The 10,619-nt window shown below is 63.4% G+C and carries 12 protein-coding genes; 1 reads left to right on the top strand and 11 read right to left on the bottom strand.

The features are described from left to right. Position 1: 1 nt before the first annotated feature. The 8 genes from rseP to rpsB all read right to left on the bottom strand — a co-directional run bounded on the left by rseP (position 2) and on the right by rpsB (position 7,308). Positions 2-1,087: an RIP metalloprotease RseP gene (gene rseP, locus RMN99_RS13580; protein WP_309623860.1), complete on the bottom strand. Its 1,086-nt coding sequence runs from the start codon at positions 1,085-1,087 to the stop codon at positions 2-4. Between the two features lie 22 nt (positions 1,088-1,109). Then, on the bottom strand, positions 1,110-2,267 hold the full coding sequence (locus tag RMN99_RS13575) for a 1-deoxy-D-xylulose-5-phosphate reductoisomerase (protein WP_309623859.1): 1,158 nt from the start codon (positions 2,265-2,267) through the stop codon (positions 1,110-1,112). Beyond that, complete coding sequence (locus RMN99_RS13570; RefSeq protein ID WP_309623858.1) at positions 2,264-3,031, bottom strand: phosphatidate cytidylyltransferase; 768 nt, start codon at positions 3,029-3,031, stop codon at positions 2,264-2,266. Before RMN99_RS13570 ends, RMN99_RS13575 begins: the two co-directional genes overlap by 4 nt. A 153-nt stretch (positions 3,032-3,184) precedes the next feature. After that, positions 3,185-3,877 (bottom strand): polyprenyl diphosphate synthase, encoded by a 693-nt coding sequence (gene uppS, locus RMN99_RS13565; RefSeq protein WP_309623857.1) that lies wholly within the window; start codon positions 3,875-3,877, stop codon positions 3,185-3,187. Further along, positions 3,874-4,431, bottom strand: coding sequence for a ribosome recycling factor (frr, locus tag RMN99_RS13560; RefSeq protein ID WP_309623856.1), 558 nt, complete (start codon positions 4,429-4,431; stop codon positions 3,874-3,876). The genes uppS and frr overlap by 4 nt, the downstream gene beginning before the upstream one ends. A 3-nt stretch (positions 4,432-4,434) precedes the next feature. Next, the gene (gene pyrH, locus RMN99_RS13555) at positions 4,435-5,154 is read right to left on the bottom strand and encodes a UMP kinase (RefSeq protein ID WP_309623855.1); all 720 of its coding nucleotides are present in this window, start codon (positions 5,152-5,154) and stop codon (positions 4,435-4,437) included. Between the two features lie 231 nt (positions 5,155-5,385). Next, positions 5,386-6,312, bottom strand: a complete 927-nt coding sequence (gene tsf, locus RMN99_RS13550) for a translation elongation factor Ts (protein ID WP_309623854.1) — start codon at positions 6,310-6,312, stop codon at positions 5,386-5,388. Positions 6,313-6,387: 75 nt separating this feature from the next. After that, positions 6,388-7,308 (bottom strand): 30S ribosomal protein S2, encoded by a 921-nt coding sequence (gene rpsB, locus RMN99_RS13545; RefSeq protein ID WP_309623853.1) that lies wholly within the window; start codon positions 7,306-7,308, stop codon positions 6,388-6,390. A gap of 324 nt (positions 7,309-7,632) precedes the next feature. On the opposite strand from rpsB, the gene RMN99_RS13540 reads away from it, so the two are divergent. Further along, entirely contained in the window at positions 7,633-7,887 is a 255-nt protein-coding gene (locus RMN99_RS13540; protein WP_309623852.1) for a hypothetical protein, read from the top strand. Between the two features lie 16 nt (positions 7,888-7,903). Here the strand turns inward: RMN99_RS13540 and RMN99_RS13535 are convergent, their stop codons facing one another. From RMN99_RS13535 to RMN99_RS13525, 3 genes are read right to left on the bottom strand one after another with little or no spacing between them, the layout of a single operon-like run. Continuing rightward, entirely contained in the window at positions 7,904-8,701 is a 798-nt protein-coding gene (locus RMN99_RS13535) for a phosphatidylcholine/phosphatidylserine synthase (RefSeq protein WP_309623851.1), read from the bottom strand. Beyond that, positions 8,698-9,447, bottom strand: coding sequence for a phosphatidylserine decarboxylase (locus tag RMN99_RS13530; RefSeq protein WP_309623850.1), 750 nt, complete (start codon positions 9,445-9,447; stop codon positions 8,698-8,700). Before RMN99_RS13530 ends, RMN99_RS13535 begins: the two co-directional genes overlap by 4 nt. Before the next feature lie 2 nt (positions 9,448-9,449). Beyond that, positions 9,450-10,577 carry a beta-ketoacyl-ACP synthase III gene (locus tag RMN99_RS13525; protein WP_309623849.1) on the bottom strand — a complete coding sequence of 376 codons (1,128 nt, stop codon included), beginning with the start codon at positions 10,575-10,577 and terminating at the stop codon, positions 9,450-9,452. Between the last annotated feature and the right edge of the window lie 42 nt (positions 10,578-10,619).

Below are 10,619 nucleotides of genomic sequence, written 5' to 3'. Positions count from 1 at the left end.
CTCAAAGGAACATCTGGGTCAGGTCATTCAAGGTAACGAACACCGCCAGCGCCAGCACGAACCCCATGCCGATGCGGAATGCCCATTCCTGACTGCGGATATCCAGCGGTTTGCGGCGGACTGCTTCCGCGGCATAGATCGCCAGGTGCCCACCGTCTAAAGTCGGGATTGGCAGCAGATTGATGAATGCCAAATTAATTGAGACGAAGGCAATGAACTGAATGAATGCGAACCACCCCAGGGCCATCATTTCGCCCGAAACCTTGGCCGTGCGCGGCAGCCCGGAAAGGTCGGTGACCGAGCGTTCGCCGACCACCATCTGTTTCAGCGCGATGGCCGTGGTGCGGATCTGCTTCCACGTTTCCTCAACCCCGAAACCCACCGCAGCCAGCGGGTTCAGCTGACGCACTTCGGGATCGGTCCCGCCGATCCCCATCAGCCCGCGCTGATAGCTGTTGCCGAACCGGTCCTGCTCGGTGACCAGCTTGATCGTCACCGGGAGCTCAAAATTGCGGCCGGCGCGCTCGATCTGCACGTTCAGAGTCTGCCCGGGATAAAGCGCCACACGCGGCGCAATATCGGCAAAATCGCTCACTTTGGCCCCGTCAATCGCGATGATCCGGTCACCCAGCTGGACCCCGGCGGCCTGGGCAGCCGAATTATCGGCAAAGCGGCCAACCACGGGCGGGGCATAAAGCGTGCCATAAACGGCGGCGAAACCGGCGAAAATCACCACCGCGGTAACCAGATTGGCCAGCGGCCCGGCGAACGAGATGAACATCTTGTGTGAAAGCTTCGCGCCCGGCAGCGTCCCCTTCAACGCGTCCGGCGAAGCGCCTTCCAATGCGGGATCGGGGCGGCTCGAGGCGTCGGCATCACCCGCGAACTGGACATAGCCGCCCAACGGGAACGCGGCGATCCGCCAGCGGGTGCCGCGCTTGTCGATCCGGTGCCACAGCTCCTTGCCGAACCCGACAGAGAAGGTCAGCGCGCGTACCCCGCACAGCCGCCCGGCCCAGTAATGGCCAAGTTCGTGGATCACGATCAGTGGGCCGATCATCAGCAGAAATGCAAACAGCGTCAGCAACAGGGAGGGTGATTCAAGCAAGTCAGGCAAGCTCCAACAGGGCGCGGGCATGAACCCGCGCTTCGGCATCTAGCGCAATAACGGCCTCAAGCGAAGTAGGCGCGGCAGGTGCAAAACGGGACAGCGCTTCTTCAACCATTATCGCGATTCTGGTGAACGCGATCTGACCGGCCAAAAATGCGGCGACCGCCACCTCGTTCGCAGCATTGAGCACCAGCGGCATGGCCCCGCCCGCCTCGGCCGCTTCGCGCGCCAGCCGGGTGGCGGGAAAGCGGGTTTCGTCGGGCGCGCGGAAAGTCAGCTGACCCAGCATGGCCAGATCGAGCGGCGCACAGGGCGTGTCCATCCGTGCCGGCCAGGCCAGGCACGAAGCAATCGGCACACGCATGTCCGAAGGGCCAAGCTGTGCCAGCGTCGATCCATCGCGATATTCGACCATCGAATGGATTACCGACTGCGGGTGGATCACGATTTTCAGCTTGTCCAGCCCGACTGGAAACAGGTGATGCGCCTCGATCAGTTCGAGGCCTTTGTTGAACATCGTCGCGCTGTCGACGCTGATCTTGGCGCCCATATCCCAGTTGGGATGCTTGACCGCCTGCGCCGGGGTCGCGGCGGCAAGCTGTGCCGCGTTCCAATCGCGGAACGGCCCACCGCTGGCCGTCAGCGTGATCGAGCGGACGTGGTCATAGCTGTTACCGGCCAGGCACTGTAAGATCGCATTGTGCTCGCTGTCCATCGGCAGCAGCGTCGTGCCATGCCTGGCCACTGCTGCAGTCAGCACATCGCCTGCCGAAACTAGCGCTTCCTTGTTGGCCAGGGCAACGCTGCGGCCCTGCTCGATCGCCGCCATGGTGGGTGCCAGCCCCGCACAGCCGACGATTGCTGCAACGGTGATATCTGCCGGGCGCGTTGCGGCTTCGACCAGTGCCGCCGTGCCGCCCGCTGCGGCAATCCCACTCCCCGCCAACGCATCGCGCAATTCTGCCAGGCAGCTTTCATCGGCAACCACGGCAACTTCCGCCGAGAATTCGCGCGCCAGCCGGGCCAGATCAGCCGCCTGGCAATTGGCGGTCAGCGCCACCACGCGCCAGTTGCCCGGCTCGCGCCGGATCAGGTCCAGCGTCGATGCGCCGATCGAGCCGGTGGCACCTAGGATCGAGATGGAACGCGGGGTCATCGCAAGCCTTGCAGGAAATATGCGGGCACCGTGAGAAGGAGATAGACAACCACTGGAAGCATGGCGAAAACCATCAGGTGACCATCAAGCCGATCGAACAAACCCCCATGACCGGGGATGAGATTACCGGAATCCTTCACTCCGGCGCGGCGCTTCATCCAGCTTTCTAGGAAATCGCCGGCCTGGGCGATGGCTGCGATCACAAGGCCAAGGCCAAGTGCAAGACCTATCTCTGTTGGCCCAAATTGTGCTCCCGCTGGCCCACACCCTCCGATGCCGCAAGAGACTCCATTCGCAATATACTCAATTACGCCGATTGCGATTGCGCAGAATGCTGCTCCACCGGCGAGACCCGACCAGGTCTTTGAAGGACTGATCGAAGGCGCGATCTTGGGTCCGCCAAACGTGCGTCCGGCAAAATAGGCCCCCACATCAACCGCCACCACCATCACCGCAGTGACCACAAACAGGAACGCAGCAAAGGAATTGGGATGCGGCGAAACCCACAGCCAGTGCACCACCTTCAGCGCCCAGCCGATGTAAACGATCCCCACCAACATCGCGCCGATCAGGCCCAGTCTCGTCTTGGCGATCTTAGAGACCAGTCCCCACCATTCCCAGATCAGCCCGCCCGCCAAGGCCAGCAGAAACAGCGTGAAGACCAGTCCCCCAGCCCAAATCGCTCCGCCCGCCACCGCTATCATAACGATGGCCGAGAGCATCCGCACGCCGAGGTCGGACTTTTTGGATGGGGTGGCGGTCACGCATTCCTCCCCGGTACGGGGAGGGGGACCAGCGAAGCTGGTGGAGGGGCACAGGTGAGTTTGCCTGACGGTGCGGACCGGCGCGGTTGGGAAAACCCGCATGTGCCCTTCCACCACCCTGCAGGTGGTCCCCCTCCCCGTGCCGCGGAGGAATTACCGTCCGCCATAGCGCCGCTCCCTTTGCGCAAATTCCGCCAGTGCCTCGGCCAGATTGTCCGGGCCGAAATCGGGCCACAGCACATCGGTGAAAATCATTTCGGCATAGGCCGCCTGCCACAGCAGGAAATTGGATAGCCGCACTTCGCCGGAGGTGCGGATCAGCAAATCAAGCGGCGGCAGGCCCGCAGTATCGAGTTCGGCCTCGATGGTCTGGACCGAAACTTCGCCCTTGGCTGCAGCTTTGGCGGCAGCGCGGGCGATTTCATCCTGCGAGCCATAGTTGAGCGCGACCGCCAGAGTGCAGCCGGTGTTGGCCGCGGTCCGCTCCAGCGCATTGTCGATCAGCGCCACCAGATCGGGTGCCAGCGCGCGCCACTCGCCGATCATTTTCAGTCGCACATTATCGCGCACGAATTCTTCAAGGTCGCTCTGGATGAAGTGCTTGAGCAGCCCCATCAGCGCCGAAACCTCATCCTCCGGACGGCTCCAGTTCTCGGTGCTGAAGGCGTAAAGCGTCAGCGCGTCGAGCCCCATCGTGCGCGCCGCGCGGGCCACGCTGCGCACCGCCTCGACCCCGCGTTGATGGCCGATCGCGCGCGGCAGGCGGCGCTTCTTGGCCCAGCGCCCGTTGCCATCCATGATGATGGCGACATGGCGCGCGCCGTGCTTGGCGCGCTCCCCCGTCACCGCCCCAGGATTTCCTGTTCCTTCTGCGCGGCAACTTCGTCAGCCGCCTTGATCTGTTCGTCGGTCAGCTTCTGCACATCGGTTTCGCAGCGCTTGCGGTCGTCTTCGGAAATTTCCTTCTTGGCCTCGTCGGCCTTGAGGTTGTCCATCCCGTCGCGGCGCACATTGCGGATCGCGATGCGGGCCTTTTCGGCATAGGTGTGCGCCAGCTTGGCCAGTTCCTTGCGGCGTTCCTCGGTGAGATCGGGGATCGGCAGGCGGATGGTGTTGCCATCATTGATCGGGTTGAGCCCGAGCCCGGCCGAACGGATTGCCTTTTCGACCGGCGTGACGTTCGATTTGTCCCAGACCTGCACCGTCAACATCCGCGGTTCGGGCGCGGAGACGGTTGCCACCTGGTTGAGCGGCATTTGGCTGCCATAGACTTCAACCGTGATCGGATCGAGCAGACCGGTGTTGGCGCGCCCGGTGCGCAGGCCGTTCAGATCGCTGCGCAGCGATTCCACCGCGCCTTTCATCCGGCGCTCAAGATCGGGCTTATCGTATTTGGCCATGGTTCAGCCCTTCCTTACAAGTGTCTGCGTCCCCTCGCCGCGCAGCACCTTGGCCAGGTTGCCCTGTTCGCGGATCGAGAAGACAATGATCGGAATGTTGTTATCGCGGCACAGCGCCACCGCACTGGCATCCATCACCTTGAGGTTTTGCGCCAGTACCGTGTCGTAATCGACTGTATCATAACGCTTTGCCGCCGGGTTTGTCTTGGGATCACTGTCATAGATCCCGTCAACCGATGTGCCTTTGAGCAGCGCATCGCACTGCATCTCGGCCGCCCGCAACGCCGCCCCGCTATCGGTGGTGAAGTACGGCGCGCCAACGCCAGCGGCGAAGATCACCACGCGGCCTTTTTCAAGGTGGCGTTCGGCGCGGCGGCGGATCACCGGTTCGCAGACCTGGTCCATCTGCAGCGCCGACTGCACGCGGGTGTGGACGCCGACTTGTTCGAGCGCGTTCTGCATCGCCAGCGCATTCATCACGGTCGCCAGCATGCCCATGTAATCGGCCTGGGCGCGGTCCATGCCTTTTGCGGCCCCGGCCATCCCGCGAAAGATGTTGCCGCCGCCGATCACCAGACAAATCTCCAGCCCGGTTTCCTGCGCCGCCTTCACTTCCTTGGCCAGCTCGGCGACGAATTCGGGATCAATCCCGAACTGCTGCTGGCCCATCAGCACTTCGCCGGAAAGCTTGAGCAAGATGCGTTTGTAGGCGGGCTTGGACATGGGGCTTGGCATCGCTCTTTCAGGGTTCGAGCGGCCTTATACCGATGGTGCGGTTATGTGAAGGGCTGCACGGCATAAACAAAAACCTCCCCGTTACGGGGAGGTGGGCATTGAGAGGCAAGTGACTCGAAATGGCCCGCAAGGGACTGACGGAGGGGTGCTGCGTTATAGCGAGACCCCTCCACCACCGCTGCGCGGCGGTCCACCTCCCCGTACCGGGGAGGTTCTGTTTCAGCCCAAACCGGCAGCCGCAGCCACTTCGGCGGCGAAGTCGGTGACTTGCTTTTCGATGCCTTCGCCCAGCTGGAAGCGGACATAGTCCTTGAGCACGATCTTGTTGCCCGCAGCCTTGCCGGCCGCTTCGACGACCTGCGCAACCGGGGTCTTGTTGTCCATCACGAACAGCTGGCTGAGCAGCGCGTTGTCCTTGGCGAACTTGGCCACTGCGCCATCGACCATCTTGGCCTGGACTTCGGCGGGCTTGCCCGATTCGGCCGCCTTTTCAGCCGCGACTTTGCGTTCGCGCGCGATCATTTCGGCATCGAGGTCATCGGCAGAGAGCGCCAGTGGGAAGGCCGCGGCAATGTGCATCGCGATCTGCTTGCCCAGCGGCTCGAGCACGTCGGCACCGGCTTCCGATTCCAATGCGACCAGCACGCCGATCTTGCCGAGCAGCGGCGCGGCGGCGTTGTGCACATAAGCCACGACCACGCCGCTGCCGACCGCAACGGTCTTCATCCGGCGGACCTGCTGATTTTCGCCGATCGTGGCGACATTTGCCGTCAACTGATCGGACACGGTGCCGCCGCCCGGATAAGCCGCAGCTTTCAGCGCTTCGACATCATCCGAAGCCGCGCTCAGCGCCACTGCGGTGGTCTTGCGCACGAAGTCCTGGAACTGTTCGTTCTTGGCGACGAAATCGGTTTCCGAATTGACTTCGACGGCCACGCCCTTGTTGCCCGAAACGGCCACGCCAACCAGTCCTTCGGCGGCAGTGCGGCTGCTCTTCTTGGCAACCGCAGCCAGACCCTTGGCGCGCAGTGCATCGACCGCGGCTTCGAAATCGCCGCTGGTTTCTTCGAGCGCCTTCTTGCAATCCATCATGCCGGCGCCGGTGCGCTCGCGCAGGTTTTTCACGTCAGTGGCAGTATACGCCATCGGACTTGTCCTTCATGAAATAGTGCGGCGACCGGGACCACTGGCCCCGGTCTGCCCAACTCTTGTGACCGCGCCTCAGGCTTCGGTCGCGGTTTCTTCGGTAGCCGCTTCATCGCTGGCCGGGCCTTCGACCACGTCAGCGGCAGGCTGTTCAGCGGCAGGCGCTTCATCAGCCACCGGCGCTTCGACCACGGCGTGTTCGACCGCGGCTTCTAAAACTACCGGCGCTTCAACTACGGCTTCTTCAACCACGGCGTCTTCAACCGGCGCAACGTCCAGCGCGCCGATATCAACGCCCGAATCGACCACGCCTTCCTGGCGGCCCTTGGTCGCGGCAGCAGCAACGGCTTCGCAATAGAGGCGCACAGCGCGGCTGGCGTCATCGTTGGCCGGAACCGGGAAAGCAATGCCATCGGGCGAAACGTTCGAATCGAGGATCGCAACGACCGGGATACCCAGCACGTTGGCTTCCTTGATCGCCAGTTCTTCCTTGTTGGCATCGATCACGAACATCACGTCGGGAATGCCGCCCATGTCGCGGATCCCGCCCAGCGAAAGCTCCAGCTTGTCGCGTTCGCGGGTCAGCTGCAGGACTTCCTTCTTGGTCAGTCCGGCGGTGTCGCCCGAAAGCTGTTCTTCCAGCGTCTTGAGCCGCTTGATCGAACCCGAAATGGTCTTCCAGTTGGTCAGCATGCCGCCCAGCCAACGGTGGTTGACGAAGTGCTGGCCGCAGGACCGCGCGGCCTGGGCGATCGGTTCCTGCGCCTGGCGCTTGGTGCCGACGAACAGCACCTTGCCGCCCGCACGCACGGTGGCGTCGATGAATTCAAGCGCGCGCGCGAACAGCGGCACGGTCTGCGACAGATCAAGAATGTGAACCCCGTTGCGGGCGCCGAAGATGTACGGCTTCATCCGCGGGTTCCAGCGGTGGGACTGGTGGCCGAAGTGTGCGCCGGCCTCGATCAATTGCTGCATGGTGACGACGGGAGCCGCCATAAGATAATTCCTTCCGGTTTCGCCTCTGGGATGCTGGAACCGTGCGGTAATCGCCCGCTGCGGCACCGGTATGCGTAATGCATCCCATGTGGATTTGCCCCGGTGCCGACGCCATGCCGACCCTGCGGGACGCGCGCCCTTAACGCCGTAGGACCGGCAATTCCAGCAAAAAATGGCTGAATGAGCACCGCAGCGATTTTCTGCTTGACCAATTAGAACATATAGAGAACATACGTCGATGCGGAACGGACCGGGAACTAATTGACCGATTCCAACGTTATCCACAAGCCCATCCACAGGGCCCAAGGCAAAGGACGCGAAACGATGATTGCGGAACTCACACTGCTTCTGGCCATTGCCGCCCTGATCGCGGCGGCCCCTGTGGTCGGCCAGTTACGCGCACTGGCCCCGCAAATCGTCAAGCTGCAGGCCGATCTGGCCGCCGCGCCGCAGGTGCGCGAACTTCGCTATACGATCCGCGAAGTGATCGTGGCCCGTGATACCGCCGCCGTGGTGGCATTCCCGCAGCGCCTTGCACCGCCTTCCGGCAGCCCCGTTCACTGGCGCAAGGCGGCGTAATCCGTCTGCGCTGCGATCAGGCCGACGGTGCGGCCATGCCGTCCTGCTGCCGCAACCGCCGCTTGACCCGGGCATAGGCGATCATCCCCACCGGCAGCGACACGAGATAAGCCACGCTGATCCCGATCAAGGTCCACCATGGTTCGGCAATCAGCCCGGCGGCAACCAGTCCGAACAGCAGGATTACTTCCAGCCGGAAGCTCTTGCGGGGGCGCAGTTTGCTCCAGCTGAGGGTCGCGACGCCCGAAATCATCAGGAACGCCATGGCCACCATCCACACGCCAACGATCCGGGGATCGCGGAACAGTTCGAGCGCCGGATAGTCTTTGGCGCAGAGCCACAGGTACAGCGGCAGGAACACCAGCCCCGCCCCGGCCGGGGCCGGCACGCCGGTGAAAAAGCCCGCCACCTTGCGCGGTTCGTCGGCCAGATCGATCCGGGCATTGAACCGGGCCAGGCGCAGCGCGCAGGCCACCGCATAGGCCAGTGCCGCAAACCAGCCGACCCGCGGCAGCTGTTCGAGCGACCACAGAAACAGGATCAGCGCCGGGGCCACCCCGAACGAAACATTGTCTGCCAGGCTATCGAGCTCCGCGCCGAAGCGCGACTGGGCCTTGAGCAGACGGGCGATCCGGCCGTCGATCCCGTCAAGCATCCCTGCCAGCACCACCGCCAGCACCGCCCGTTCGTATTCGCCGGTGATGCCATAGCGGATCCCGGTCAGCCCCGCACACAGCGCCGCCGCCGTCACCACATTGGGGACCATTCCCCGCAAGGTCAGGCCGCCGATTTGCGGGGCCTCATCTGCGCTCATTGCCGCACGCCCTCGATCAGCGGCGCGCTGCCAAGTTCAGCCAGCACGGTTTCGCCGGCAATAGTTTTCTGCCCGATCAGCACCTTGGGTTCGGTCCCGGCGGGCAGGTAGACATCGACCCGGCTGCCAAAGCGGATCAGGCCGACGCGCTGCCCGGCGGCGATCATGTCACCGGGTTTGACAAACGGCACGATCCGCCGCGCGATCAGCCCGGCGATCTGGGTAAACGCGATCTGGCGGCCATCGGCGCGCTCGATCAGGATGTGCTGGCGCTCGTTCTCTTCGCTCGCCTTGTCGAGATCGGCATTGAGGAACCGGCCGGGCAGATAGACCACGCGCCGCACCGACCCGGCAATCGGCGCGCGGTTGATGTGAACGTCGAACACGCTCATGAAAATCGAAATCCGCGTCATCGGACCAGCCGGCAGGCCGGGCGTGCCGCTGCCATCGTCCTGCAGCAGCTCGCGCGGCGGATCGACCTGGCGGATCAGGGTGACCAGCCCATCGGCCGGGGCCACCACCAGATTATCGCCCTGCGGCGTGACCCGGCGCGGATCGCGGAAAAACGCACCGATGCACAGCACCAGTACGCCCAGCGGCCAGGCCAGCGTTTCCCACGCCATCCAGGCGCAGGCGAGCGAGAGCGCGCCGGCCACCAGCATGAACTTGCGGCCTTCGGGGTGGACCGCAGGCCAGCCCCAAGCGGCTTCGCCGCGCCCGCGGTTATCGAAAATATCGCCGGCCATGCCTATGCCACCTTGCGTACAAAAACGGTGCCAGCGGAATAGCCCGCACCAAAGGAACAGATCACGCCGACATCGCCGGCGACAAGGTCTTCGCTGTAACGGTCAAACGCGATGATCGATCCCGCGCTTGAGGTATTGCCATAGGTATCGAGCACGGTCGGGCTTTCATCTTCGCTCGCCTCATGCCCCAGCACCCGCTGCGAAATCAGCCGGTTCATCCCCTGGTTGGCCTGATGCAGCCACAGGCGGCGCAGCCCCGCAGGATCGAGCCCCAGCGCTGCGGCATGGTCGGCGATCATCGCGGACACCATCGGCACCACTTCCTTGAACACCTTGCGGCCTTCCTGGACGAACAGCTTGTCCGGCGCACCAATGGTTTCGGGCGTGGCGCAGTTGAGGAAGCCGAAGTTGTTGCGGATGTTGTTTGAATAGACCGTTTTCAACCGGGTGCCGACGATTTCCCAATGCGGACGGGGCGCCATGTCCACCGCTTCGACCAGCACCGCGGTGGCGACATCGCCAAAGATGAAGTGGCTATCGCGGTTGCGCATGTTGTTGTGGCCGGTGCAGATTTCCGGGCTGACCACCAGCACTGAACGGGCATTGCCAGAGCGGATGAAATCGGCCGCCGTCTGGATCCCGAAGGTCGCCGATGAACAGGCAACATTCATGTCAAAGGCGAAGCCTTCGATCCCCAGCGCAGACTGGATTTCGATCGCCATGGCGGGATAGGGCCGCTGCATGTTCGAGGCCGCGCACAGCACCGCATCGACATCGGCAGCACTGCGCCCGGCCTTGGCCAGCGCGTCCTGCGCCGCTTTAAACCCCATTTCGGCCATCACCGAAATGTCCTCGTTCGCCCGTTCGGGCCAGCGCGGGGTCATGATCTCGGGATCGAGCAGCGCCGCCTTGCTCATCACATGGCGCGCCTTGACCCCGCTGGCCTTCTCGATGAATTCGACCGAGCTGAACGTCAGTTCGGCCAGATCGCCCACTGCGATCGCAGCGGCATGGTCGGCGTTATAGCGTTCCGCATAGGCGTTATAGCTGGCGACCAGCTCTTCATTGCTGATCGAATCGGGCGGCGTGAACAGTCCGGTCGCGGAAATCACGGGAGTAATGGCATCCATGGCGCCGTGCTCTACCGCTGGGCTAACCGCCCCGCAAGCCAT

The sequence above is a fragment of the Novosphingobium sp. genome, assembly GCF_031417815.1.
Lineage (GTDB): Bacteria > Pseudomonadota > Alphaproteobacteria > Sphingomonadales > Sphingomonadaceae > Novosphingobium.
The sequence above is the reverse complement of the archived record's forward strand: the minus strand, read 5'-3'. Positions and strand labels throughout refer to the sequence as shown.